The following is a 26,639-nucleotide window of genomic DNA, read 5'->3' as shown; positions in this document are numbered from 1 at the left end:
CTCTCCCGAAATTACGGTTCCCCTGTGCCTATCTCCTCGCGCCGCCGCGCGATGTAGGCATCCAGTTCTTCTCTTATCGCTGCATCCAGGGCAGGCTGCTCGTAATCTCGCAGCGCTTGTTGCCATATGTCGGTCGCACGTTCGAGCGCATCATGCGAACCGGCTTCCTCCCAACTCCCATAATTCTGCCAGTTCGACAGCATCGGCTGGTAAAAAGCTGTCGAGTATCGAGACATCGTATGTTCTGAGCCGAAGAAATGGCCGCCAGCCGGCACAGATTTGATCGCCTCGAAGCCCAAATCTTCTTCGCCGAAGGGCAGTGGCCGCAGGAATTCCATCATATTCTGCAGTATTTCGACGTCAAGGATCAGCTTCTCGTATGAAGCCGTCAAGCCACCTTCCAGCCAACCCGCAGCATGATAGATCACATTGGCACCGCCGAGAACCGCACCCCAGGTTGCCATCTCTGTCTCATAGGCGGCTTGAAGGTCGACAACATTGGAGGCATTCGCGTTCGACGTTCTGTATGGGAGTCCATAGTGGCGCGCCAATTGTCCGGCAATGATATTCGCCTTGGTGTTTTCCGGGGTGCCAAAGGCTGGCGCTCCCGAGCGCATATCGACATTGGACGTGAAGGCACCATACATGACCGGAGTGCCGGGATTGACAAGTTGTGTAAGCGTGACCCCGAAAAGCGCTTCGGCATTCTGTTGGCAAAGGGCCGCAGCAAGCGTCACCGGCGTCATCGCACCCATCAGGGTGAAGGGCGTAACGGTGACGGGCTGTCCATGCTCGGCCATTGCGATAAGGCCATCGGCCATGGCGTCATCGAACAACCTTGGCGAGTTGATCGATATGATTGTGATGACGCCGGGCGACGCGCGCATTTCGTCAACGCTGATCCCGCGCGCGATTGCCATCATGTTGATGCCGTCCTCTGCCCGGCCCCGCCCGATTGCCGTGCAGTGATAGCACAGGTCGCTGAGCGTCAAATTGGCATTGTAGGTGTCAAGATGGCGAACGTTGGCCGGCAACTCCATTGGTGCGCAAACCTGATTGCCGAGAATATGGATCGCGTTGAAATGGTGCGCCAGCCGGGTGAAATTCTGGTAGTCCGCGAGATTACCCTGGCGTCTGCCATTGATGCGGTCGTGCACATTAGGCGGCCCGGCCACCAGCCCGAACGCCATCGTGTTACCGCCGATATGCAGTTGTTTTTCGGGGTTGCGGCTGGTCAACGTGAACGAAGACGGTGTCGTTTCGAGTGCTGTATTGACCAGATCTTCATCGATGCGGATCGTCAGGGTCTCGCGATCGACAATGGCTCCGGCTTTCTCGAACAGCGACATCACCCTTTCGCTCATGACACTAATCCCGAGCTCGGACAGAATGCGCATCGAGTTGCGATGCAGGGCAACCATTCGCTCTTCATCGAGCAATTGCACCGGCGCGTAGGTATTCGTCACTTGCTGCCAAGGCAATTGTGGAATGCCGGTGCCGTTTCGCTCCATTCGCGATCGTCGCCCACCACCACGCCTTTCCTGGCTCATTGAGAAGTGCCTTTCACGTTTAGAAGCAGGCCGTTAATTCGACGAGGTACCGGGCGCGGCGGACATATTGGAAGCAGGCGTTGTGTCAGTCCTTGCCAACGCGCCGCCTCACGACGTCGTGCGGCGTACGCCATAACACGAAGTATCGCCTATCCATTCCCGAATGATTAACCAGCCTCCAAAAGCATTCACGCGATAAGTTTAACGGCAATGGCCAAAAAAAACCGTGTCATTCACGAAGCGCCATTGCGACAGCGGCAGAAAACGGCATAGGCTAGGTCCGGAAGGAAGCATCATGAAGCCGCCACCCCCCTTGAACTATATACGCTCATTCGAATGTTCGGCCAGACATCTCAGTTTCACGGATGCCGCAAACGAACTGGGTTATACGCAAGCGGCAATAAGTAACCACGTTCGCTCCCTCGAACAGTATATCGGCCACAAGTTGTTCATCCGGTATCCGCGCAGCCTCAAGCTAACGGAAATGGGCGAAGCCTTTTTGCCAACCCTGCGCCAGGCTCTCAACCAGATTGACTACGCAACGGAAGCAATCCTGGCATCTGTGCGAAACCGGACCGTGGTTATCTCGTGTCCGACCAGCCTCGCCGAGAACTGGCTTGCCGGGTGCGTTGCCAGCTTCAGCACGCGGCATCCCGAAGTTGAACTGTTGCTGCATGGAACGATATGGGAGGAACCGGCTGAACAGATTGCCGACATTCTTATCTCCATAAGACGATATGACAATGAGCCGCCGTCCAGTATCCGGCTTTGGGAAGAAACTTCAGTATTGCTCTGCGCGCCGCAATTGTTAACTGGACCCAACGCCCTAACGTCCCCGGCCGACATCCTGAAGGTTAACTGGATCGCCGTACATGGCCGGCAGGAGCTCTGGCAGGATATGGCGGCGGCCCTCGGCATTGATGCCGTCAGCAATGAAAAACGCCTTTCCACCAATTCAACCAACATCGCGATGGAGCTCGCGGCAAGCGGAGCCGGATGCATCGTGACGACATTGTCCCTGGCGCGGTCCTATGTGGAGCGCGGTCTTCTGGTTGAACCTTTTTCAATCAGGATGGCCAGTCCATGGAATTACTATCTTTCGGAAAATAGCGTTTCAAAAGGCATGGTTGTAAAGAAGGTCAAGGAGTGGATCATCGAGCAGGCCAAGGCCAACACGGCCTGAGGCACCTTGCGATATCGAAAGCGAGCCACACCTTCACTCCGGTACGCTTGTCTTCGGACCTGACGCCCCCAGCCAGACTAGCAAAAGCTTTTCTGGCAACAAGCGAAAAGTGTTGGATCAATGACCCTATTTTATTTGGCCATTCGATCGAAAAACGAGCCAAATTTCCGTCTGCCAGTCCTTCCGGAAGGCATTGCGCATCTCTAAAATGCTCGCATCAGCGATCCTTGCCGCTGGCGTCGAAGCGGCTCCTACCGAGCCCTATGAGGGATTCCATGCGCACTCATGCTCAAGCAGTGATCATTGGCGGTGGTCTGATAGGCTGTTCAATTCTGTATCATCTCGCCAAGCTTGGCTGGTCCGACGTAGTTCTTCTGGAGCGTGACGAACTCACATCGGGGTCGACATGGCATGCAGCAGCAAACATTCATGGGTTGCACGACTCGACGAATATCAGCCGCCTCCAGCACTATACAATGGCGCTATATAAGGAACTTGAGACCGAGACCGGTCAGGGTTGCGGGATTTTCCAGCCAGGCTCTCTCTATCTGGCGCAAACCGAAGCGCGCGAGCACCAGTTGCGGCTGCAGGAAGCCAAAGCGCGCCGCTACGAGATGAATTTCTTCGAGGTCAACCGGGCCGAGGCAGAGCGCCTGCACCCTCTCGTCAATTTCGACGGCATACGCTGTATCATGTTCGAACCTGAGGGCGGCAATGTCGATCCGTCCGGAGTGACCATGGCCTATGCAGCAGGGGCACGTCAGCGGGGAGCAGAAATTCATCGGTTCACTCCCGCCACCGGAACGGAGACGCAGGCGGATGGCAGTTGGATCGTAAGAACTCCGAAGGGGGATATCCGCACTCAATGGGTCGTCAACGCTGCGGGATTATGGGGCCGCGAAGTTGCAGCCATGGCTGGACTGCAACTGCCGCTGATACCAACCGAGCATCAGTATTTCGTAACGGAAACCATTCCGGAAATTGCGGCGATGGATCGCAGGCTGCCCTCGATCGCCGATCGCGACGGGGAATATTATCTTCGGCAAGAAGGGCTTGGGCTGCTGGTCGGCGCCTATGAACGCAATATGAGGTTCTGGGCCGAAGAAGGCACGCCGCTCGGATTTGGGCACGAGCTGTTTCCGGACGATCTGGAGCGCATCGAGGGCAATACGATGCGAGCAATCGAGCGGGTACCGGTCGTTGGCACTGCCGGGATAAAACGTGTCATCAATGGGCCGATGATTTGGTCACCGGATAGCGCGGTGTTGTTCGGCCCGGTGCCGGAGCTTCAAAACTATTTCTGCTGCAATGGAATTATTCCCGGCTTCTCGCAATCTGGTGGCATGGGCAAGCTCGCTGCTGAATGGATGATCGAAGGCGAGCCGTCCCTGGACATGTTCGGCTGGGACATGGCCCGGTTCGGTCATTGGGCAGGAAAAGCCTTCACCAAGGCTCGCGTGCAGGATCAGTATAGCCACCGTTTCAAGATCCATTTTCCCAATGAGGAGCGTGCGGTGGGAAGACCCGTCCGCACCCGTCCAGCCTATGAGTTGCAAAAGGAGATTGGCGCGATCTTCGGAATGAATTTCGGCTGGGAACACCCCTTGTGGTTCGCAAAGGACGGTGAACCACGAGAAGAGACCATCGGCTTTACCCGGCAGAACTGGTGGAAGCCCGTGGGCCGCGAAGCTCGGATGCTACGAGAAAAAGCCGGGATCATCGACATCTCGAACTTCGCAAAATATTCGGTGACGGGTCCCGGCTCCGCCGAGTGGCTAAATGCCGTTTTTGCCAACCGGATGCCGGCACAGAAGGGCCGCTCTTGTCTCACGCCCCTTATCGGCAAACGTGGCGGTATCGCTGGCGATTTTACCGTTACCAAAATGGATGATGATGATTTCATGATCTTCGGCTCGGGTATGGCAGAGCGGTTTCATCAACGTTTCTTCAAGTCGGTTCCCTTGCCCGCAGGGGTTATTTTTATATCGTTAACCGAGGCGATGTGTGGCTTCAATGTAGCTGGACCGAAATCCCGCGAATTGCTGATGAGTCTCACGAAGGAGGATTTATCGACTATTTCGTTTCCGTTCATGTGTTCACGCCGGATGACGGTAGCAGGCATCAACGTTATAGCATTGCGTGTGTCGTTCACCGGGGATCTTGGTTGGGAACTCTACTGCGACTCGACCAAGCAGGTCCTACTCTACAAAGCTCTGCTGGATGCCGGGCGTGAACTGGATGCCGGCCCCGTCGGGTCTCGAGCTCTCATGTCGCTGCGTATTGAAAAAGGTTATGGCAGTTGGAGCAGGGAATATTCACCCGAGTATTGGCCGCAGGAGAGTGGGCTGGCCCGCCTCATCAAGATGGAGAAAGGCGACTTTCTCAACCGCGACGCCTATGCCGGCATTGCCGAGGCACCGGCGCGCGACAGGCTTGTCATGCTTTCCATCAACGTCAAGGATGCTGATGCAACAGGCGGCGAGCCGATCTTCCTGCCCAATGGCACACCAATCGGCCAAGTTTCGTCCGGCGCCTATGGCTATACCGTCGAGATGTCCTTGGCGCTGTGCTATGTGAAAGCCGGCTCTGCCAAAGCAGGTGACAAGGTCAGCGTGGCGATATTGGGTCGTCCGCACGATGCCGTTATTCTTGAGCAGCCACCGTTCGATCCTGATGGCGAAAGGCTGAGGGCTTAAGATCGGGTAAGCGATTTAGGTGTTGCATGGGCATGCTACCAACTGTTGTAAATTTAAATAAATCAATTGAAGCTGGCGATCACCACAACGAAGTTATTGGTGGAAACATGCGAATTCTTGTAGGCGGACACGCTGGTGATGGTTTCAAGGCTGGTCTCGTCAATAACATACTTAAAGCGCTTCAGTACAAGACCCAATACATAAAGAAATTACCCATAGATCTGTTCAATCAACTCTCGCACGATCAAACAAGCGGTCGATATGAGTTATATGTCGGTTCGCACAAGTATGGACGCGTTGAAGTATCTTCAACGGAACAGATTGGTCTCAGCAAAACGTCTACAGTTGACGGTATTCGGTCTGATATTACACGCAGGACACATTATACCTATGTCGGAGAAGAAAAAGTGACAGAGACCCTTCTCGGAACGACCATTATGTCCGGGGAGTATATTCAGCATCACACTGGCGAAGTGCAGGTCCTCTATGAAAAGGATGGCAGCATCCTAATTCGTGGGAAAAGCATCAAAATAGAAGCGGAAGAAATAGAAATGACTGGATCAAAAAGCATTAAATTGAAATCCCAAAAAATAGACTTGAATTAAGATGAAAAGCTATTTCATTTGCCTCTCAGTAACGTTCATCGTATTTTTTATACTTGGCTGTATAGCGGACTGGTATCAAGCGAATGCAATAAACTTGTCAAAGCAATATTTGATATTATCGTTTGCTTCATCGGTTTATTTCTACGTCATCGAAGCGTTCTTGCAGATCACAGCAGCTTACGTTGTTGGTGCGACGTTTCAAAAAGGGTTTCTATCGGAAACGATAGTCATTCTCGTTGCCAGCATTGTATCGGTTTTTGCCATCCATACAAATTCAAGCGTCGGATCCATGATTGTCGCTGGGTATGAGTTGATAAAGAACGGCAAACCAACCTTGTTTATGTACATTTACAAATTCTCGTTCGTCTACATCTCCTACGTAGTTTGGAGAGTATTCATGACCCCCAAGCCAATTAACTTCTAGGAGGTTGAATTGGCAAACGCTTCTATTTCCCCAGAGAAAATTGCAACGGTAGTATTTGATGACGGAGTGACTTTTTCATTTCCAACAGGAATTGACCCCAAAGCTCCGAGCACAACCGAAAACTGGCATTTCTATGACGTAAATAGAAAAGTGCCCACAGTTATCGTCAGCAACAGTCAATGGGCTCCTGCCAGAGTCATGGCCAAATATCGCTTCGAACTTCAAGATGTGTGGATGGCCTTGCGGGATTATCCCGCCCTTGAGTACACAAACAGCGCAAAATCAGACGATATGGGAGACCCGGTTCGTACCGGAGATATCACACAGGTCGATCTTTTTGGTCCAGTCGTGCATATCGTGGATGACGCTAAAATGGTGCTTATCAATAAGACATTGCCATCGCACACTCTTCACGAAGGGTTTGTTGCCCGGCATATCTATGCGGTATCGCCTCATGTCATTCAATTGAACAGTGTAGGTGTTGGTGCCTATGCCAGAATCAATGAATTTGGATCCCAACCCATTGGGGGAACGTTTCAACGAACACGATCCGCACTATAGCGTCCAGATACTACAAGCAAAGAACAGGTCAGGACTCACTCGTCCTATACGAGTAGCACCATCCGTCTAAATACAAAATCCGCATCGTGCATAGCATGGCGATTAGATCATTTTTGCAGAACAATATTTGGTGCGAAACATTGCATCAGGCCTTTGTAAGGCTTTTGAACCGGGGGCGCGTAGGCGCCGCGTTTTGCCGTGGAAAGCCCCAGAGAGACAAGTGCTTCGGCCTGTTTCACCGCCGCCGATACGCCATCCACCACCGGCACCCCGAACTCTTGCGAAAGGCTGGCAGCAAGGTCGGCCATACCCGCACACCCCAATATGATTGCCTCAGCGCCGTCTTGCCGTAATGCCGCACTGATTTCTTCGCGCAGCCGTTCGCGGGCGTTGGAGGCGGGGTTTTCGAGTGACAGGACCGGAATGTCTGCGGCGCGCACATTAGCACGTGATGCCATGCCGTACCGATGCACAAGGGCCTCGACCGGCAGGCGGGAGCGTTCCATAGTGGTGACGATTGTTATCCGTTGGGAAATGAAGGAGACAACTGATAACGCTGCCTCGCAAATCCCGATGACGGGAATGTTGGCGAGTGCCCGCGCAGCGTCAAGACCGGTATCGTCGAAACAGGCGATTATTGCAGCTTTCGCGCCGAGTTTTTCCGCCTTGGCTATCTCGATCAACAGGCCAGGCACCGCAAAGACTTCATCGTAATACCCCTCGATGGACACCGGTCCCATGGATGACGTTACGGCGATGATCTGCGTCTCCTTGTTGGCGACACGATTTGCCGCGTCGGCGATAGTCGTGGTCATCGACTGCGTCGTATTTGGATTGACGATAAGAATGCGCATATGTGGTCGCCTTTATCCGTGTGCCCGGCGGCGGTTCATATACAAGATCAACCCCAGCGTACCTGCAATGACCAGAAACGAGAACAGCGTTGTCACTGTGCCGAGTGCATAAAGAACCGGTGTCGTAACGTTGGTGGTCATGCCATAGATCTCAAGCGGCAATGTGTTGTAGGTACCGGCCGTCATGAGCGTACGCGCGAACTCGTCGTAGGAAAGCGTAAAACCAAACAGTCCAACACCGACAAGGCTCGGTGCAATCATTGGCAGGACAACATGTATGAATGCCTGCCAGGACGACGCGCCAAGGTCGTGGGCCGCCTCCTCATAGGATGGTGAAAAACGGTTGAAGACAGCGAACATAATGAGGACACCGAAAGGAAGGGTCCATGTGAGATGTGCGCCGAAAGCCGAACTGTACCACGCTGGCTGGAATCCGGACTGCTGGAACAAGACGCCGATGCCAAGCGAGATGATGATCGACGGCACCACCAGGCTTGCGACCGAAAGATAAAACAGAGGCGTTGCGCCGCCAAATTTGCGGCGAAACGCAAGCCCTGCCAGCAGGGATACCAGAACGGTGACGAGCATCACCATGATACCCAGGAAGAGGGACCTGCGGAACGAGCCGCCGAAATCGCCGACGGCCTGTTGTTCGAAAAGGTTGATAAACCAGTGGAACGACATGCCATTGAGCGGGAATGTCAGGCCACCATTCGGACCCTGGAACGAAAGAACAAGGATTGCTGACAGCGGACCGTAGAGGAACAGCACAAAAAGGGCGAAAAAGAAGGCGAGGATATAAAATTCCCGGCTGCGGATTTCTGCATTCATGGATTACAGCTCCTTGCGGATATCGACGATACGCAGAATGCCTGCCACCATCAGGAGGACGAGAACGAGAAGCACCACTGCGTTTGCGGCAGCGGCAGGATATTGAAGAAGCGACATCTGGTTTTTCATCATAAGGGCAACCGACGCGCTCTGGCCGCCGGACATCACCTGAACGGTGGAAAAGTCAGCCATAACCAGCGTCACCACAAAGATGGTGCCAATTGCCATGCCGGGTTTGGCCAGCGGAATGATGACGTTTGTGAGGATTTGCATGCCGGAGGCACCGGCGTCACGTGCCGCTTCGATCAATGATTTATCGATGCGCATCAGCGTATTGAAGATTGGTGTCACCATGAACAGCGTATAGAGATGCACCATTGCCAGTATCACGGCGAAGTCCGAATAGAGCAACCATTCGACCGGAGCTGAAACGATGCCTGTGCTCATGAGAGCGCTGTTGACAAGCCCATTTCGTCCCAGAACAGGTATCCACGAAATCATCCGGATAATATTGGAGGTCAGGAATGGCACAGTACAGACGAGGAAAAGCATCATTTGCATCGTTGCCGTGCGGATATGGAATGCCAGGAAATAGGCGACCCAAAAGCCGCAAAAAAGCGTAATGATCCATACGATGAGCGCAAATTTCAAGGTGTTCAGATAGGTCTGCCAAGTAACCCAGGAACCGAGCGTCTCGATATAATTGAAGGTGACGAAACCCGGATACATTTGAGCGAAATCGTAATCCCAAAAACTTACGGTGGCGATCATAAGTATGGGGAGAAGCAGGAAAGTACCGAGAATGACGGCAAGCGGCATGGCTTGCATGTAGGGTACAGCACGTCTCAGCTGCGCGAAGCTGGAGCTTTTCTTTGGGTCTGCCTCGCGGGCACCGATAAACCGGCCTGTTGTCACTGTCTGCTCCGGATGACTGCATTGGATTGGGGTGCTGCGGCAGGCTCACAGATGACGACCGCAGCTTTCTTCGATATCAGGCAGCAATGAACTCGTTCCAGCGGCGAACCATGTAACGGTCTTCATCCATAACAGAGTTCCAGCATGCTACCTTGCCCATCCGTTCCTCGAATGAACCTCCATCGCGTACAGCACCGGCCTTTTCCATGACCTTGCCGTCCGGAGCGACAATATCGCCCTGTGCCGCCTTGCCCTCAACCCAATACCCCCACTCGTCCGCGCTCATATGTTCCCTGGCAGTATCCATGGCTGCAGAGTAGTAGCCCTGACGGTTGAGATAGGCACCAACCCAGCCGGAGGTATACCAGTTCAGATACTCGTAGGCTGCGTCGAGTTTTGAGCCTTCCAAGTGCGAAGCAAGGCCCAGGCCGCCACCCCACGAACGGTATCCTTCTTTTAGCGGTTGGTATTTGCACGCGATACCTTTACCACGCACTGCAGCGACGGCCGGAGACCACATGGACTGGATAACCACTTCGCCGGATGCCATCAGGTTTACGCTTTCATCAAATGACTTCCAGAAAGCGCGGAACTGGCCACTCTTCTTGGCCTGGATAAGGAAGTCGATCGTCTTGTCGATCTCTTCCTGAGTCATGTTACCTTTATCGGCATATTTGATATTGCCCATAGCTTCCATAATCATCGCAGCATCCATGATGCCGATCGACGGAATATTCAGGATCGAGGTCTTGCCTTTGAACGCTGGGTCCATGATATCGGCCCAGGTGGTAATGTCGCGCCCTACGAGATCGGGACGGATACCAAGCGTATCCGCATTGTAGATGGTTGGAACCATCGTGAACCATTCAGTTTCGCTCGTTGCAAAAGTTTTTTCACCAGGTTTTTCGACGTAACCGACCGTATGCGGCGCTGTACCCTGCGCGATAACGCTGTCGGGCCTCAGCTTGCCGGTTTTGAACAGCGGCACGATCTTGTCATAATACTTGAGTTTCCTGATATCCATCGGCTGGATCACGCCGGCCGGATAGACCTTCTTCAGAATCCAGTATTCGATGTCAGCAATGTCGTAGGAGTTCGGCTGGGTTACGGCGCGTTGGGCGGCAGCATCCGAGTCCGTTGCTGTCATTTCAAGCGTGATACCGAGATCGGCTTTGCATTTTTCGGCAATCGCGTTGAGGTTCGATACGCCGGTGCCGAACTGGCGGAGCGTGACAGGGTTCTGTGCCCATATGATGGGGAACCCGGTGATAAGGCCGGTGCCGATAGCCGCACCGGTGACAGCCGCACCGGTCTTCAGCAACCCTCGTCGGGAAATTCCTTTTCTTGTCGGTTTGGTATCGGTCATTTTCAAGCTCTCCTCTATGTTATTGTTTTTTAATTTGCCGCTTGGCCGAGCACGATGGCATCTGCCGCATCCCACGAAAGCGGTATGGCATCACCTACTTTGCTTGGGTTCGTGAAGAAATCGACATCACTGAGATGGACGGTAAAATCCTCGATTCCGGCACCGGTGACAGAAATCTTCACGCTGCCACCGCGATATTCGATGTTGGAAATGATGCCGGTAAAACCAAGCCCGTGTGCCAGCGTCTTATCCACGCGAACGCGATCAGTGCGGATTGCGATGTCTACCAAACCCTCGGCGGAGCCCTGGCCCTTGGCTGTGAATGTGCCACCGCCCACGACTTCAAGGGTCACGAGATCGCCGGCTCTTTCCTTTAGCCGCCCCGAAATGACGTTGTGATCGCCCATAAAGCGGGCAACGAAAGCGGTCGCCGGTTTTTCGAATACGGCACGAGGTGCGGCAGCCTGCTCAATCCGCCCCTCGTTCATCACCACGATAATGTCGGCAAGCGCCATTGCCTCTTCCTGGCTATGGGTCACATGGACAAAAGTAATGCCGAGCAATGCCTGGAGTTTCTTGAGCTCGGCACGCATGCGGATTTTCAGAAACGGATCCAGCGCGGAAAGCGGCTCATCGAGAAGCAGAGCTTCCGGTTCGGTGATAAGCGCGCGCGCCAGTGCCACGCGCTGCTGCTGTCCGCCCGAAAGCTGCGCAGGGTGGCGCGTGGCATAAGGTTCAAGCTGCATGAGTTTCAGCATGTCCAAAGCTTTCGTCCGCCGCGCTTGTTTATCGAAACCTTTCATCTTGAGGCTGAATGCCACGTTATCGATGAGGTCGAGATGCGGGAATAGCGCGTAGGACTGGAACATCATTGCCGTGCCGCGTTTTGCAGCAGGAAGATCGGTGACGACGATATTGCCCAACCGGACGTCGCCGCTTGATATACTCTCATGACCGGCAATCATCCGCAAAGTTGAGGTCTTGCCGCAACCCGATGGCCCAAGCAGGCAGCAATAGCTTCCGGCCGGGATTTTCAGGCTGATCGCATGTACAGCTGTGGTGGTGCCATAGACCTTTGAAACGGAAACTATGTCGATTTCTGCAGCCTTGCTCATGCATCTTCCCCTGCTTGTTACCAACGTCGGAGCAAATGCCATGCCAGTTTGATATGTGGTCAGGTAACATTTTGGAATCGCTGGGTTTTAATTTTAAAAGCTCCGATCACCTGATGAGCTTCCGCGTTGGTATGCACAAAAAACGTGCTATTGTTTCTGATATTGCATGAAATTGTATTCAATATTTCCATCCTGCTTCCACACGAATCCTGTTTGCAACAAGTTCCGTTCAGGGTAGAAGAGACAGGAATTCGGATATCAAGATGAATATTGCCCACGTCACGCCAGTCTCTGGCAACATTCACGAAGATCGTGCCCAAGCTATACGCGACACACTTCGCGATGCAATTGTCGACAGACGGCTCACTCCCGGTACGAAGTTGTCAGAAATCGAGGTCGGCACACTGTTCAATGTCAGTCGCACGGTGGTTCGGGCCGTCCTGCAAATGCTCGCGTTTGAAGGTCTAGTCTGCACGGAACGCAACCGAGGGGCTTTTGTATCCAATCCGACGCCAGAAGAAGCTCGCCAGGTCTTTGCCTCCCGGCGACTGATCGAGCCCGGCATCATCAATGCGGTCATCGAATTCATGACACCAGATGCTGCCAGGAAACTGCGGGCACATCTGAGCGAAGAAATCCGCTATCAGCATGAGCGCGGCGCTAGAGCCAGGCGCGCAGAGATCAAGTCGTCAGGCGATTTTCATCTGATACTTGCATCACTGGCCGGAAACGCGATCATCGAGAAGTTTATGGACGAACTTGTGGCACGCTCGTCTCTTGTTATTGCTCTTTATGGACGTTCAGGCATCTCAAGCTGTGGCCACAGCGATCATGCCGCCATTCTTGATGCGCTGGAAACCGGCAATGCAGAAAAAGCTCGTGAACTCATGCTGCATCACATCGACCATATCGAAGCAGATCTTGATCTTCGTGTGAAGGAGGGTTTTGCGCTTAAAGATGCTTTGGCGCTCTGAGTTCGGCAGCGTCATGTCTGAATAGCGCAGTGCGAGACGTCCTCGGGGCGGTTGGCCCGTCGAACCGCTGGCACCATAGTTAACTGCCAGTCCTCTCAAAACCAAGATGTCTATCAAGTGAATGCTACTGAGAACTCTTCCTTTTAAAGCCCGATGATAAGCGAATTTTGATGATTTTTTATTGTAGCGTAGATGTCCACAATACCCCTTAAAGTCTTGTATTGAAATGTTATCCAATGACAATGATTGCGTTGTTTCGAGTGGTGGAGCGTGTGCCCAGCAAGCTTGGCGTAGAGCACAGACACTATAGTAGGAGAGTGTTTGGATGGCCCAGATGCTTCCTGTTTGAACAGGAACGCCACGTCGCTCGCGGGTAGGTAACCACATTATCAGCGCGGCACGCCTTGAGGTCGGTGCGTGTATCATCCATGTCCGAAATTTGTACACGCATTTCGGACAAACACGATATCGCTTGGAAAACGCGATAACTATAACAATGAATAAAACCTGATGATTACCGACCAGCTTGGGTAAAGGCAGTATTGTAGGACTCGCGGCACTCGCGACCTGCGGATCTGTGAACACGACCCATGGCATCGTTGGATTGTCATAGGTGAAGCTGTTCCCGTTGAGAGCATTGAGTGGTGCGAGCTTGGCGCCGTAAGCGGCCATATAGACGAACTGGTTACGTCCGGTCACATCACCGGCAGCATGGACGCCTGATTTCGAGGTGCGCATCCGGTGTCGGTGTTCGACACTACGACAAGGAGACGCTGCCGATGATTGAGGACCACGGTGTCGGTGAGACTCACCTCGGGAACGCCTACGGCAGTTTGCTCCCGCGACCATGTTTTTTGAGACATTTTATGCCGATGCCGGACAATAATGAGGACTGGGTATCTACATTGTCGAAGGCTAGATCTCGATCGCTGGCCGGGAGGTCGAAGCAACCCAGATGATGGTGTTTCGTTTTGGCGACAGGATCACGGTCGCAGCCGGAGAAAACGGCGCGGGACTGATGATCTTAGGCGGGCGACCCTCCGGCTCTCTACAGCCCAATCGAAAGAGCGTTCGACTCCGGGCTGGTGCGACTGCGTCGCTAAGCCACCATGTTGATTTCATGAAGCAGGTTTCTTCAAGCGGATGCCAGGCCCATCCCCGTTTTCAGAGATAAAAATTACACCGGCATTTTCCAACACAACGCGGAGATCGTCGATTGTGGACTGCTTGAGTTCCTTGCCTGTTTCAAAGCGGACAATCGTGTTGGTAGACATTTTTGCCAGTTCCGCGAGTTCCGCGATTTTGAGGCCAAGAGCTGCGCGTGCCATCCGGCATTGAACTGGTAACATTGTAAAATCGCCTATCGAAGGCGAATTTAGTTGATCCGCCGTGTTTTTGTACTAGAGTATGCAGGTCTTGCATTATTAGAGACGGCCGAGCATGGCGTTGCAACCGCCCTGCTCGGCCTAACCACAACCCTAGCTATCTGGAGCTTGGATCATGACTGATTCTGAGATTAGCAGAACTTTGCCTGCAATTACCCGTAGAAAAGATGCCCTCGAAGAAACCCCCACTGAAAATCTGCCGCATATCATCGACCGTCGAAATCTGCTCTCCGTCGCTGCACGCCTCCTGAGCACGCTTGTTGCGGAACCCGGCGATCACTGGAAATCAAGTGGCCCGACGCCCGTCAGACAAATGTGGCCTCGCTGGTATGCGTGCCACCAGCAGCGCGTGAGGGCCACCCGTCTTAAAGAAAAGCTTGAAAAGCAGTTACTCGAAGAGTCCGGCGGTCTTCCGGTCGTGACACTGCGGAATGTTGGAACGTATGGCCTCGTCGAGGTTCACTCCTTTGCCGACATCAATCGAATTGCCACCCAACTCGATGCCCAACATCTGTCTCAGGCGCGAGCCGAGCTTCGATCGCGCCGGAGACGATGGAAGGAAGTGGATCGGCGTTTGGGATACGGTGAGACAGTCACCCTCGAACAAGAGCTCGCAGAACGGGCCGAGATATCCGGACGTGTCATGTGGATCACACGGCCCTCCTCGCTGACCGAAGTCATCGCAAAGCTCCATTGCCTAATCGTGACGCACGATCCCGGCCTGAAGCTCAAAGATACACCGTGGCCCGAGCTGCGCACAATGCTGAAGGACCTCATCCGAATTGCGGGGAAGCGCCGGCCGAAATCATGCGATGGATTTGCATATCCTGGCAAAGCAGCAGGCGTACGAGGCATTCTAAACTCAGCGACGCAGTACCAAGACGCAACCAACAAGCTCGGCGAGAGCTCGTCCAAGCCCAACCAGATTCCACGGCGTCTTCTTGCCATCCATGCGATGGAGCTCTATTTGAATGCTTTTTTACTCGCTAAAGGCGTGGACTCCACTACGATCCGCAGTTTTCGGCACGATCTTGGTGCGCGTACGCGTATAGCATCGGAAGCTGGCCTTGTCCTGCGCAAGCGGACGGTGGCGCACCTTGCAACGCTCTCCGCAAGCAACGAGTATCACATCATCAGGTATGCCCCAGAGCTCATGTCCACGCTGTCACAGTTGAACCGTGTTATGGCGACTCTCGATGAGCTCTCGTGGAAGGTGCGAAAGATGTTGCGGGCATCGTCGTGATCGGCATCGGGGATGGTGACATTCCATTCACCGGACACATCAAGCGTCGTGAGGGTTTCGTCCTGCTTACTAGCCGTCGCACGGGAGATGGAAGGAAAACGATTGAATATTTAGGGACGTTGCTGTGCAGCTATTATGTGGATTTATGGAAATGGCATGCGTGCCGTGAAGTCCTGATCGATTCGACCTTTGGTTTAGATCACTTCTCACAAGTCTGATTACGGCCCATGGTTCTTCTGCGAGCATACATTTCAAACGAATAGATCAAGAGGCACCGTCAGCTCCGTGTTCGTCAGACCTGCGTTCGGAAAAGAACAGCACGCGAAATGAAAGCATGGACCAGACGGGCAAGTACATTTGTATAGAAGATCATCATGCCCATAGCCGCGGCAGGCACTATGTCACCGGCGTCGTCCATGTTGAGAAGTGCAACTGAAGCCAATCATACGGAAACAGCAAGCAAAGAAGTCATGGCAGCGGCACCAATCATGGCGATTTGTGCGAACTTCTCAGCGACGGCCCGCTGCCCTTCATTCCGACGCGTATCACCGAAAATGACAATGCACGTTGCGGCCAATCCGCTGGCAGCAGTCAGAAAAACAGTGGCAATAAAGACGATGTGTAGGGGAACCATTTTAACCTCCAATTTGCACTGGAACATTATCGGTCATGCTGAGAGGGGGTGGATAAGTTTGCGTTTATTTCTTGCAGGAATGACATAACTCAAAATATTCGGGCCGCCTGTTAAACGCCCTAGTTGTAGACACTTCGGTTGCACTCGCTATGTGAGTCGACACGAATTGCTAGGAAGATTCAAAGCGATAACTGTCGCTTTGCCTTTAAATCCGAGATTTGTCGCGTTTGGCGTCGACAATCGGAACAGCGATATTTAGTTACTAAAAACTGATGGCAGCTGCTGTGGACAAATAAAACATACCCTTAAACGCCAGGAAATTTGGCGCGCGGAGGCCGCGGTACCCGCTTAAGTGACATAGCTATCTCATTGAGGAAACTTTATAATTTGTCACTGAGGCATTAGAAACTTGCGATTGCTCGACACCAAAAACTTGCAAAGGCACGGCCATGGCCAAGCCTCATGAAAAACTCGCTGAATCCCTAGCCATCCTAAAAAAGCTGCAGCAAGGCGGGCGGCGCATATTCAAGTCGGACGAACTATCCCGCGTTCACCGAGAGCGCCTGCTGCAGAATGGCTTTCTGCGCGATGTGATCAGAGGCTGGGTCACGTCGACCGACCCCCAGGCGCAGCAACAAGATACCACCCCCTGGTATGCAAGCTTCTGGGAATTCTGTTCTCTGTACTGCAATGAGCGGTTCGGCAAGGACTGGTTCTTGTCACCAGAGCAGTCGCTTTTGCTATCCCTGGACAGTTGTCAGGGTGGAAGACCGCAAGGCCTATCTGGCGGGGCTGGAGGAGGCCAGCGGCAATATGAATGTGAAGTCGTTTGCCGCGCTCCTGGCGGAGCAGGTGAAGTGGTCGTTTGAGCAAGCAAGTAGCGGCGTAAGCTAACAGTGTTGCGTAGGGCTAGTCATGCACTCATTCAACCCAGCCATGCCCGAACCGGAAATGCGAAGCGCAATCCTCGTTCGGCCAACGCTTTGACCGTGGTGCTGACGTCGACAGCTCGGCCCGAGCGCTTCCGACACTTTGAAAGTAATCGCACTGCAACAGAAAGTTCCTCAACTATAAAAACGATTGGTCCGTCTCGGATGACACACTCAAATTTGGTTCAATCAGAAACTGGGCGAGAAATCGTTCATTTGAAAATGCCGATAATAAACAAATTTCGAGCATTTTAATTTTAGCTTAAAAGTCTACAATTCACGTCGGTACTTAGTCCACACGATAGGGAGCCAAACAAACGACCGCTTCGCGCCAGCAAGTCTGTCGTCGACGTTGCATTAAAGCGCTTACAAAAGCGGATATTGCATTAGTAGGACCGAATGCCAAATGACAATTTCAGTGTAGGTGTTAGAAACTCTCACTTTATGTCGCTAGGTAGCCAACCAAGAATGCGTTGAAGGGCTGGCATCGCGAATACGAGCAACGTCTCAATTTGCGAGCATGCTTTAATTTTTGAATACCCGGTTGATCTCTGCAATTTCTTCACCCTGTAGTGGTGCCGCCTTTCGATCACCGATAATGAAATAGAGCTTTGCCGTTTCTTCTAGTTCCTCATAGGCATAGACTGCTTCTTCAAGGGAGGCTGCTGACACGATTGGGCCGTGATTGGCAAGCAGCATCGCGCTATGATTCTTCGATAAGACACGCACCTCCTGCGCAAGCGCCCGGTCGCCTGGTCGGAAGTAGCGCACGAGCGGTAACTTGCCCACCCGCATCACATGGTATGCGGTCAGCGGGGGCAGAACATCCTCTGTCTGCTCGTGGCATAGACAGGACACGGCAACCGAATAAGTTGAGTGAAGGTGTACTATTGCCTTGGCGGACGGTCGCTCTTGATAAACCGACAGATGGAGGAAATATTCTTTAGACGGCGGATCACCACTAATCATATGACCATCAGGACCGATTTTCGATATTCGCTCGGCCTGAAGGGACCCTAGGCTAGAATTTGTCGGCGTAATCAGGATTGATCCATCATTGAGCCGCACAGAGAGGTTGCCGGCACTGCCATGAGCCAATTGACGATTGTAGAGCAGTGCTCCTATCTGCACCAGTTTCTGACGGAGCTGTTTCTCGGTGGTCATCGCGACGGGCCTGCCGCCAAAGCCAAAAGCGCCTCTTTGAAGAAAGCAGGGCTACCAAAATTACCGGACTTGAGCGCAAGCGCGATCTCGCGTCGTCGGCTAAGGAGAATAGGCACGCCCGGGCTAACTTCCGGTCCGATCGCGAGATCGCCGAGATCAAGCGCCTGTGCAACGGCTCCTGACGTTTCACCACCGGCAACTACTAGTCGACGCACGCCGCCATTGACCAATTGCCGCGCCGTCTCGGCGAACAATCGGTCCAGCCGCTCGGTCACGATCTCGCGACCGTAGCGTTGGTAGGCTTCTGCCACCTGTTCCGGTGTGCCCGATGTATAGACCAGTGGCGATTTACCATGATTTGCCGTTACAAAAGCCACTATATTCGAAACGGTCGTGCGGCCACCCATTACATCGTCAACCGAGATAGCCAAGACTGGATGGTCACGGGCATGGACTGCAATTTGGTCACGCGTAGTGCCTGAGCAACTCCCTGCCAAGATGGCCTCTGGTCCTTGCCTGCCCCTGAAAACTCTCGGCTTGCCAGCGGCAAGACCGCTTGTGATGAAATTGGCAGGAAGCCCCATTGCGATTCCCGATCCGCCGGTCAGCAGAACGGCTTTGGCGCAAACCCTGCCGATCCGGACAAGATCGTTGTCGTTGATCGCATCTACGATAACAAGCGTTTCGCCTCTATCGGCGCATTTCTGCAAGGTGGAGCGTATCGCTGCAGTGCCCCGGCGCACAGTCGTTATTGGCACGAGCCCAACTCTTCCCTGTGTCTGCCTCTGGAGCCAACGCCGGATATTTGCATCTATCATCGGTGTAAGGGGGTGATTCTGCATACCCGATTCATTGAGCGGTTTGTCATGTACGAAAAGATGGCCCTGATAGACAGTGCGTCCGGTGGCTGGAAAGGCGGGACAAGCCACTATTCCGCGAACCCCGAGGGCTTCAGCGAGCGCCTCTGCAACCGGACCGATATTACCCTTTTCTGTCGAATCGAACGTAGAGCAATACTTGAAAACGAACTGGCGACAGCCCTGTCCTTTCAGCCAGGAAAGCGCAGCAAGCGAGAGCTCAACGGCTTCAGCGGCAGGGATGGACCGGGACTTGAGTGAAATGACGCCAGCCTCAATTTCTGCTGCTGCATTGTAATTTGGCACTCCTATATATTGTGACGTCACCATTCCGCCCTGCCGACCCTGGCCTTTGGTTAGCGTATTCGCAATGTCACTCGCGCCTGTGAAATCATCGGCAATAACACCCAGTAGCATTTTCTATCCTGTCACAAGCTTTTTCATGAGGGTTACGGCAGATTCGGGAGCTGTGAAAACAGGTCGCTCAAGTACGCCACTTACCTCTTGCGCCGCATGAGAGGTTGAAAAATGTGCCAGCATCACAGCATCTTGGTTTGCAAATTTGTGCGCCATTGCAGCCACCAGCCCGTTGTGTTTGGCGACCTCGCCTTTGCGCAGGGCCTCCATTGCTTCCGGAACGAGGATCGTTTCAACGCTGGCGGTAGAGCCGGCTTCGCCTACGAACTTGCGGAACTCGTCTTCCATTGTAGGCACGGCCGGCGCAAAGGTGGCTAGCATGCCGATACGGTCGCCAACGCCGATTGCGGCGCGGAACATTGCTTCGTTCGGCTTCAGAACAGGTATGTTCAATTCCACTGCCATCCGATCAACCGCCGGCCCAAATGCAGAGCAAGTAACCAGTATACCGTCAGCGCCAATGCGTTTGGCGTAGCGGCCAAGATCGACAAAGCGTTCTATTAGTTGCTCCGACATCTGTGCACCTTCCTTTGCCCGATCAGTGGTTAATCCATCGTCAAGCAAATTAACCGCCTCGGCTGCGGGCCACAGAGCGGCCATCGCCGTTCGGATTGGGTCCATAGCGACCGGGGTTGCATGAAACAGAATGATACGAGGCATATTTCTGAACATGGGAGGACCTCATGCTGACTTTGAACCAGTTCCAAGAATCTTCCTCGATGAAGATTCTTGCTACGTCACAGCTAGTGATCGAAAAATTCCAAAAAATACTTGAGTAGCACTTGTGGTTGCTCTTCCTGGACGTAGTGGCCACAATCAATCGGAAAGCCGGTGACCTGTTCAAGGAATTCGCTCCAAACTGGAACGAGATCACCATAGACAGTGCCTGTATGGCTCTTCTCCCCCCACAAGATTATGCTGGGGGCATTGACTTTATGTCCAGCATTGTAATCCGCGCCATCCATTTCATAGTCACAGGTAACACAGGCGCGATAGTCCTCGCACGACCCGCGAATCGTCTTCCAGTTGAAACAACGGACATATTCCTGGAACACTTCGGGATCAAAATGTTTCAGCCCTATACCTGGCTTGGAGAGCTTCTTCTCCATGTAGTATTCCGGCGGAACACCCGCCATCATTCGCTCTGGCATATCATAGGGCTGAGCCATAAAGATCCAATGCCATGATTTCAGCGCCCAGTTCTTTGAGGTGTGGCGCCAGACATGATAGCTCGGGACGATATCAACGATAGCAAGGCGCCTGATCCTGTCTTCATGGTCAAGCGCCATCCGATGCACGGTCCGGGCACCTCGATCGTGACCCGCGACCTGGAAGCTGTCAAAGCCGAGCTGAGCCATGACATCCACTTGGTCCTGCGCCATGGCCCGGAACGAGTAGTTAATATGGTTATTGCCGCCCTCTTCGGGTCCAATGCTGTCACCGTAGCCACGCAGGTCGGCCGCGACGACATGAAAATGCTCGGCGAGCTGGTTGGCCACTTTGTGCCAAGACATATGTGTCAACGGATTGCCATGAAGCAACAGTAACGGCGGCCCATCACCGCCATGCCGTAAATGAATCCTCGCCGACCCGAAGCCACGATCCGGCGTCTCAATGTCCAATGTTTCAAAGCCTTCAAACATTTTTCAGTCTCCAATCTGTTATCGGCATTTTACGGTAAGAGTTGTTGCAAAGTCCCAGCAGGTGGTTAGAAGCAGTAAATTCAATCAGGAAAGATCCAGACATCCTCGGGCCGCATGTCGATCCAATACCGGCCTGGATCGAGGCGCTTTACGCCCCAAGCGCGTAGACTGACGCCTGCTAGCCTCAGGACATACTCGTAGCGCTCCCCTAAGAAGACGGATCGCAGAACGTCCACCTCAATAGAGTTGCTTCCCTCCTTGGAACAAAGCCTGGAGCGCTCAACTCTGAAAAATCCCTTAGCGGTTATTGTTTGATCAGTTGACGCACCGCGTAGTTGTCCAGCGAGACGCCATCCTGCTCCGGTCAGTACTGCCGTGCCATCCTTGATAATGACCTCGCCTGACAGAATGTTGTTCACACCCATAAACTCGGCTGAAACGGCCGAGGTCGGCTGTAGGTATATATCCTCTGGTGTGCCCTGCTGTTGAATGGTGCCGTTACGCAGGAATAAAATGCGATCGGATACTGCCATGGCTTCGACCTGATCATGCGTGACGTAGAGAGCAGACAGATTGAACTGTTGGATCAGCTCGCGCAGCCAAATGCGGGCCTCCTCACGTAATTTTGCATCCAGATTTGACAGCGGTTCGTCGAGAAGCAGGACGGGCGGGCGATAGACAATGGCTCTGGCTAGAGCTACGCGCTGTTGTTGGCCGCCCGAGATCTGGTGCGGATAGCGTGTACCAAGCCCTGCCAGCCCGATCTTTGCGAGAACCTCCTCAACGCGTGCCTTGATCTGGTGTTGCGGGGTCTTGCGGAGTGCCAAACCGTAGGCGATGTTGTCAAACACCGTGCGGTGCGGCCACAGCGCGTAGGATTGAAAGACAAGACCAAGTCCACGGCGCTCTGGCGGCAGGTTTATACCGGTATTGCTGTCAAGGAGCGACTCGCCTCCCATCGTGATGGAACCAAGCTCCGGCGTTTCGAGCCCCGCAACGGCACGCAGCAGTGTGGTTTTGCCGCTGCCGGAATGACCGAGAAGCGAGACGATTTCGCCGGGCTTAAGAGTGAATGATATGCCTTTTAGCACTGCAAGCGCCCCAAGACTTTTGTGGATATCCGTAACGACAAGATGATCTTCAGTCATGCAGACGTACTCCCAGTCTGAGCGCAATCATCAGGCCACTAAAGACCATAATGAGATTTACGATGCACAGTGCCGCTACGAGATCGAGCTGCCCATTGTTCCAAAGTGATACCAACAGAGATCCGATAACTTCTGTATTCGGAGTCATGAGATAGACCGCCGTGGAATACTCCCTGACGAATGTCAGGAAGATCAATAGCCAGCTGGCAATGAGTCCGGATCGGATCAAGGGCAAAGTAACGTCCCGTCCGACGCGCCAGACAGAAGCACCCGTTACGCGACCTGCCTCTTCAAGCTCCGGTGCGACCTGCCCCAGCGCACTTGAAATAATTCTCATACCGTAAGCGAGCCAAACAACAGTATAGGCCAGCCAGATACCAATCATTGAGCCTCGCAACGGCGAAAGAGGCTGAATGAATAGAAATAGCCACAGGAAGGCGAGGCCGGCGATGAGCCCGGGCAACGCACGCGGCAGCATTACGAGATAGTCGATCGCTTGTGCCCCGGCGTGCCGCCAACGATGTCGAGCCATCGCGACGCAGGTATAGACCGCAACTGAACACGCACCGCCCACTATTGCGACAAGGAGGGTATTTCTTATGCCGCGTATGAGGTTCGGTGCTGTCAAGACCTGACGGAAGTGATCGACTGTCACGTTCGCAAAGAATGCGGCGCCTTCGCCCCAAGCGGTAACAATGGAGCGCAACATTATCCCGAGCAGGGGTACAAGGACCGTAGTAGAAAGCCACAACAATATGACAGCCAGTGCCGGCCATCGATATCTTCCCAGTGAAATGGGTCGTTGTGCGGTTCCCTTGCCACGCAACGTGACGAAACGTTCAGCGTCACGCAAAAGCCATCGCTGCAAAAATACCAATGGCAGGGTTGTCGCTATAATTACCGTCGCGACAACCGCCATAAGGTTATAGCTTGGTGTTCCGAGCAGGTTTGTAAGTTTATAGAGATAGGTAGTCAGGGTCGAAATGCCGATTGGATCACCGAGCATAAGCGGCAGCCCAAATTGTTCCAAGCCCAGCAGAAAAATCAGCATACTGGCGAAGACGAGCGCTGGCCGGATCAGCGGGAGGCTGACTGTCAAGGCAGTGTGCAACACGCCACCACCTGAAACCCTCGCAGCCTCTTCTACGTCTGGATTAACACGGCTAAGGGCTGACGCAAGATAAATATATGCGTGCGGCACATGAGTCAGTCCCGCCACAATGACCAAAGTCGGGAAACTGTAAAGATTCCAGGGCGCCCCACCAAACAGACTCTTCGTCCACAATGTGATGAAGCCAACGGGTCCGATGCTCACAATGTAGCCAAAGCCAAGCACCAAGGGAGATATGAATAGAGGTAACAGTATGAGAGGCTGAAGCCATCGTCGGCCCGGCAGATTGGTGCGTGTCATTAGAAATGCCAAGGCCAGTCCCATAGGAATGGCTATGACCACCATTCCTGTAGCCAGCAAAAACGAAGAGACCAGTGCATCCAGAAAACTTGGGTCGGTCAAAACGTACGTATAGCTGGCAACCGAAAGTTCTGAGGCATCCTGATAGAACGGCCTATCCAGAAAACTCTGGAGGATAATGAGGCCCACCGGACTGACCACCGCAAATGCCAACACTGCAAGTACCATCAAGCGTAGCATCACGGAGCGCCGGTTGGTGAGACTCAGTGCGTTTCTTATGTATCCGGCGGATGTCAACGGGCTATCCTCTTCCAGCGTGCGATAAAATCGCGACGTTTTATCGGATCGAGACCTTCAGTTATGCTCACGTCAACCGGGATCGGCGCGAGCCGATCACCAATTTCCTTTTCGATCTGTGCAGCTGTTGATTCGCCTGCCACATCCGTCCGGATGGCAACGAAGTCAGCCTTGTTTGCCATTATATCCTGACCACGCTTGGACAGTATATAATCCAGAAAAAGCTTTGCTGCGTTCGGATGTGGCCCATCTTTTACAATGAGAGCGATACGAGAAATTGCCAATACGTAATCGGATGTGTAGTGGATTCCAACATTCGGATCGGTCCTCTGCCGAAGTTTGGCGTAAGGATAAGGTAGGTTGAAACCTAATGCATACTCACCAGCTGCAACCTTTTCCACCATCGTGCCACCAGCCTGATAATACTGTGATTTGGCAGTTGCCTGAGCCGAGATCAGATCCCAGTAGCCGGGCCATTTTTTTGATTCAAAATAGGCCAGATTATATCCTGCACCCGACGCCTCCAGATCGTATGTGGTCAACTTCCCGGTAAGCTTGTTGGCATTGTCTCCGAGTGTTCTGACCAGATCATCGTGGGTCTTCGGGAGAAGCGCTGTATCTATAAGACGCTTGTTATAAACCAGAACCGCTGGATCAAGCGTCGTACCGTAAGCTTGATTCTGGTATTTCGCCCAATCTGGCAGGGCGGCATTTTCCGGCGAGGTATAACTCATTGCATAGCCATCGCTGACCAACTTCATCTGCAGGTCCATGGCATTGCTCCACAGTATATCAACCTCATGGGCGGAGGCGGCTTCTTGAGACAAGAAACGACTGTAGACCTCCGTGGCACTGAGATTGTTGAGCTCTATTGATACGCCTGGATAAAGTGCCTCGAAGTCTTGAACGATAAACTTGGAGTTTGGACCGTTGGCAGAGGTGAAAATGACAACTTTTCCCTCATCTTTTGCAGCGTTTACGATCTCGTTATAGTCCATTGGATAATTGGATGGCATCTGGGCGTAAGCCGTAGCAACCGACGCTCCGAGACATATTCCTGCAAATACAAGGCGCATTGTTTCCTCCCTCATTGTTTATATTTATTTTGCTTTTTTAAACGCATAAATCCTATTTGTCAAATACAACTTCTGAAGAGTAAGCTTTAAAACATAGAGTTGACGGCACTAGCTCTCTTGTATCTCACGTTGAGCTACTGAAGGCTATTGTATTTCAGAGCGTAAAAGTACAGATTGTGTTTTTGCCAACTGAATAGGGAGACCAACAATGAAATATTTTGACACCGAGGTACTTCGACCGTTTGCCGAGGCATTGTTCTGCAAAGAGGGGCTCTCTGGCGCTGATGCTGCCATTGTCGTGGAGGGCATGATCAAAGCCAATCTGCGAGGCATTGATTCTCACGGCCTATCCCGCGTGCCTATGTATCTCAATCGATTGAAGAAAGGTGTGGTAAACCCACGACCTAACATCCGGATTACCAGGGTCATGCCTGCCGTTTCCCTTATCGACGGGGATGACGGCATGGGTTTTTTGATCGGCCGCAAGGCGATTGATGAAGCTTGCTTACTCGCAGAGACCGTTGGTATCGGCCTGGTTGGCGCACGACGCAGCACACATTACGGAATGGCCGCACAGTACGTGCTCCAAGCAATTGAAGCAGGCTATATTGCAATTGCGCTAACTAATTCTTCTCCCGCTATTCCGGCTTGGGGCAGCCGGACAACGTTCTTGGGTGCCGCACCATTAGCCGCTGGTGTACCAGGAGGAAATCATTCGCCCTACGTACTCGATATGGCTATGACAGTAATTGCCCGCGGCAAGATTCGACTTGCTGCTCAGCGTGGCGATCCTATACCAGAAGGGTTAGCACTCGATTCCGAAGGCCGCCCGACAACCGATGCAAAAAAAGCATTTGAAGGTGTGTGCTTGCCCTTTGGCGGAGTGAAGGGGTCGGCCCTGTCCATGCTGATGGACCTCCTCGCGGGCGTACTGACGGGAGCCAACTACGGAGGCGAGGTAAAGAGCCTTTATTTCGATCATTCGGCACCGCAGGATGTTGGACACCTGTTTATCGCCATCAAGCCGGACCTGTTCGTGCCACCTGAAGCATTTGGTGAGCGCATGGACACCTTTATCGAGCGCGCCAAGGGGCTGCCCAAAGCTATGGGCTTCGACGAAATCCTTATACCTGGCGAACCGGAGGAAAGAACGGAAACTGATCGGCGTCGGACCGGGCTGCCCATGACAGATGATGTTGTCACGGACCTGAGGAATGAAGCGGTCGCAGCGGGCCTCATCTTTCCGGAAGGGTCAGACTCGCCACTCGGTCTTACCTAGTTCAGTAAGTCCGATTGCAAGTGGCGGGATGTGTGGGAAAAAACGGAATACTGCTTCAAGCTGCAAGTGGGCCAGTTTGCTT

Annotated in this window: 25 protein-coding genes and 1 pseudogene; 9 read left to right on the top strand and 17 right to left on the bottom strand. The window is 53.1% G+C overall.

Going from position 1 to position 26,639, the window contains the following annotated elements; translation table 11 throughout:
* Positions 1-11: 11 nt before the first annotated feature.
* Positions 12-1,550 (bottom strand): trimethylamine methyltransferase family protein, encoded by a 1,539-nt coding sequence (locus ABKW30_RS23680; RefSeq protein ID WP_348601403.1) that lies wholly within the window; start codon positions 1,548-1,550, stop codon positions 12-14.
* Positions 1,551-1,845: 295 nt separating this feature from the next.
* Between ABKW30_RS23680 and ABKW30_RS23675 the strand changes: the two genes are divergently transcribed.
* The 4 genes from ABKW30_RS23675 to ABKW30_RS23660 all read left to right on the top strand — a co-directional run bounded on the left by ABKW30_RS23675 (position 1,846) and on the right by ABKW30_RS23660 (position 7,019).
* Positions 1,846-2,733, top strand: coding sequence for a LysR substrate-binding domain-containing protein (locus tag ABKW30_RS23675; RefSeq protein WP_348601401.1), 888 nt, complete (start codon positions 1,846-1,848; stop codon positions 2,731-2,733).
* Between the two features lie 275 nt (positions 2,734-3,008).
* Positions 3,009-5,429, top strand: a complete 2,421-nt coding sequence (locus ABKW30_RS23670) for an FAD-dependent oxidoreductase (RefSeq protein WP_348601400.1) — start codon at positions 3,009-3,011, stop codon at positions 5,427-5,429.
* Positions 5,430-5,461: 32 nt separating this feature from the next.
* Positions 5,462-6,034 (top strand): hypothetical protein, encoded by a 573-nt coding sequence (locus ABKW30_RS23665; RefSeq protein WP_348601399.1) that lies wholly within the window; start codon positions 5,462-5,464, stop codon positions 6,032-6,034.
* A 433-nt stretch (positions 6,035-6,467) separates the two neighbouring features.
* Positions 6,468-7,019, top strand: a complete 552-nt coding sequence (locus tag ABKW30_RS23660; protein ID WP_348601398.1) for a hypothetical protein — start codon at positions 6,468-6,470, stop codon at positions 7,017-7,019.
* 107 nt (positions 7,020-7,126) lie between these two features.
* Here ABKW30_RS23660 and ABKW30_RS23655 read toward each other — a convergent pair whose 3' ends face one another.
* The 5 genes from ABKW30_RS23655 to ABKW30_RS23635 form a co-directional block, all read right to left on the bottom strand.
* The gene (locus tag ABKW30_RS23655) at positions 7,127-7,873 is read right to left on the bottom strand and encodes an aspartate/glutamate racemase family protein (protein ID WP_348601397.1); all 747 of its coding nucleotides are present in this window, start codon (positions 7,871-7,873) and stop codon (positions 7,127-7,129) included.
* Positions 7,874-7,885: 12 nt separating this feature from the next.
* On the bottom strand, positions 7,886-8,704 hold the full coding sequence (locus tag ABKW30_RS23650; protein ID WP_348601396.1) for an ABC transporter permease: 819 nt from the start codon (positions 8,702-8,704) through the stop codon (positions 7,886-7,888).
* A 3-nt stretch (positions 8,705-8,707) separates the two neighbouring features.
* Positions 8,708-9,619: an ABC transporter permease gene (locus ABKW30_RS23645; protein ID WP_348601395.1), complete on the bottom strand. Its 912-nt coding sequence runs from the start codon at positions 9,617-9,619 to the stop codon at positions 8,708-8,710.
* A 76-nt stretch (positions 9,620-9,695) separates the two neighbouring features.
* On the bottom strand, positions 9,696-10,985 hold the full coding sequence (locus tag ABKW30_RS23640; RefSeq protein ID WP_348601394.1) for a PotD/PotF family extracellular solute-binding protein: 1,290 nt from the start codon (positions 10,983-10,985) through the stop codon (positions 9,696-9,698).
* Positions 10,986-11,014: 29 nt separating this feature from the next.
* On the bottom strand, positions 11,015-12,100 hold the full coding sequence (locus ABKW30_RS23635; protein ID WP_348601393.1) for an ABC transporter ATP-binding protein: 1,086 nt from the start codon (positions 12,098-12,100) through the stop codon (positions 11,015-11,017).
* A 263-nt stretch (positions 12,101-12,363) separates the two neighbouring features.
* Between ABKW30_RS23635 and ABKW30_RS23630 the strand changes: the two genes are divergently transcribed.
* Positions 12,364-13,074, top strand: a complete 711-nt coding sequence (locus tag ABKW30_RS23630) for a GntR family transcriptional regulator (RefSeq protein WP_348601392.1) — start codon at positions 12,364-12,366, stop codon at positions 13,072-13,074.
* Between the two features lie 558 nt (positions 13,075-13,632).
* Here the strand turns inward: ABKW30_RS23630 and ABKW30_RS23625 are convergent.
* Positions 13,633-13,815, bottom strand: a pseudogene (locus ABKW30_RS23625) (mercury(II) reductase); the annotation flags it as partial.
* A gap of 377 nt (positions 13,816-14,192) precedes the next feature.
* Positions 14,193-14,423, bottom strand: a complete 231-nt coding sequence (locus tag ABKW30_RS23620) for a helix-turn-helix transcriptional regulator (protein WP_307278599.1) — start codon at positions 14,421-14,423, stop codon at positions 14,193-14,195.
* A 151-nt stretch (positions 14,424-14,574) separates the two neighbouring features.
* Between ABKW30_RS23620 and ABKW30_RS23615 the strand changes: the two genes are divergently transcribed.
* Together ABKW30_RS23615 and ABKW30_RS23610 are read left to right on the top strand one after the other, a co-directional pair.
* Positions 14,575-15,702 (top strand): hypothetical protein, encoded by a 1,128-nt coding sequence (locus ABKW30_RS23615; protein ID WP_348601391.1) that lies wholly within the window; start codon positions 14,575-14,577, stop codon positions 15,700-15,702.
* Positions 15,666-15,920 (top strand): hypothetical protein, encoded by a 255-nt coding sequence (locus ABKW30_RS23610; RefSeq protein WP_348601389.1) that lies wholly within the window; start codon positions 15,666-15,668, stop codon positions 15,918-15,920. Before ABKW30_RS23615 ends, ABKW30_RS23610 begins: the two co-directional genes overlap by 37 nt.
* Before the next feature lie 74 nt (positions 15,921-15,994).
* On the opposite strand, the gene ABKW30_RS23605 is transcribed toward ABKW30_RS23610, so the two are convergent.
* Together ABKW30_RS23605 and ABKW30_RS23600 are read right to left on the bottom strand one after the other, a co-directional pair.
* Positions 15,995-16,120 carry a hypothetical protein gene (locus ABKW30_RS23605; RefSeq protein ID WP_348601553.1) on the bottom strand — a complete coding sequence of 42 codons (126 nt, stop codon included), beginning with the start codon at positions 16,118-16,120 and terminating at the stop codon, positions 15,995-15,997.
* 24 nt (positions 16,121-16,144) lie between these two features.
* Positions 16,145-16,336, bottom strand: coding sequence for a hypothetical protein (locus ABKW30_RS23600; protein ID WP_348601388.1), 192 nt, complete (start codon positions 16,334-16,336; stop codon positions 16,145-16,147).
* Between the two features lie 449 nt (positions 16,337-16,785).
* On the opposite strand from ABKW30_RS23600, the gene ABKW30_RS23595 reads away from it, so the two are divergent.
* Entirely contained in the window at positions 16,786-17,205 is a 420-nt protein-coding gene (locus ABKW30_RS23595; protein WP_348601387.1) for a hypothetical protein, read from the top strand.
* A gap of 585 nt (positions 17,206-17,790) precedes the next feature.
* On the opposite strand, the gene otnC is transcribed toward ABKW30_RS23595, so the two are convergent.
* The 7 genes from otnC to ABKW30_RS23560 form a co-directional block, all read right to left on the bottom strand.
* Positions 17,791-18,429, bottom strand: a complete 639-nt coding sequence (gene otnC, locus ABKW30_RS23590; protein ID WP_348601385.1) for a 3-oxo-tetronate 4-phosphate decarboxylase — start codon at positions 18,427-18,429, stop codon at positions 17,791-17,793.
* On the bottom strand, positions 18,426-19,703 hold the full coding sequence (gene otnK / locus ABKW30_RS23585; protein ID WP_348601384.1) for a 3-oxo-tetronate kinase: 1,278 nt from the start codon (positions 19,701-19,703) through the stop codon (positions 18,426-18,428). Before otnK ends, otnC begins: the two co-directional genes overlap by 4 nt.
* A 3-nt stretch (positions 19,704-19,706) precedes the next feature.
* Positions 19,707-20,375, bottom strand: a complete 669-nt coding sequence (locus ABKW30_RS23580; protein ID WP_348601383.1) for an aspartate/glutamate racemase family protein — start codon at positions 20,373-20,375, stop codon at positions 19,707-19,709.
* A gap of 71 nt (positions 20,376-20,446) precedes the next feature.
* Entirely contained in the window at positions 20,447-21,346 is a 900-nt protein-coding gene (locus ABKW30_RS23575) for an alpha/beta hydrolase (RefSeq protein WP_348601382.1), read from the bottom strand.
* An 80-nt stretch (positions 21,347-21,426) separates the two neighbouring features.
* Complete coding sequence (locus tag ABKW30_RS23570) at positions 21,427-22,494, bottom strand: ABC transporter ATP-binding protein (protein WP_348601381.1); 1,068 nt, start codon at positions 22,492-22,494, stop codon at positions 21,427-21,429.
* Positions 22,487-24,145: an iron ABC transporter permease gene (locus tag ABKW30_RS23565; RefSeq protein ID WP_348601380.1), complete on the bottom strand. Its 1,659-nt coding sequence runs from the start codon at positions 24,143-24,145 to the stop codon at positions 22,487-22,489. The genes ABKW30_RS23570 and ABKW30_RS23565 overlap by 8 nt, the downstream gene beginning before the upstream one ends.
* Before the next feature lie 53 nt (positions 24,146-24,198).
* Positions 24,199-25,278: an ABC transporter substrate-binding protein gene (locus tag ABKW30_RS23560; protein WP_348601379.1), complete on the bottom strand. Its 1,080-nt coding sequence runs from the start codon at positions 25,276-25,278 to the stop codon at positions 24,199-24,201.
* A gap of 208 nt (positions 25,279-25,486) precedes the next feature.
* On the opposite strand from ABKW30_RS23560, the gene ABKW30_RS23555 reads away from it, so the two are divergent.
* A complete protein-coding gene (locus ABKW30_RS23555; RefSeq protein ID WP_348601378.1) occupies positions 25,487-26,557 on the top strand; it encodes an Ldh family oxidoreductase in 1,071 nt (356 codons plus the stop codon).
* Positions 26,558-26,639 lie beyond the last annotated feature (82 nt).

The sequence above is a fragment of the Phyllobacterium sp. SB3 genome (assembly GCF_040009165.1).
Taxonomy (GTDB): domain Bacteria; phylum Pseudomonadota; class Alphaproteobacteria; order Rhizobiales; family Rhizobiaceae; genus Phyllobacterium.
The sequence above is the reverse complement of the archived record's forward strand: the minus strand, read 5'-3'. Positions and strand labels throughout refer to the sequence as shown.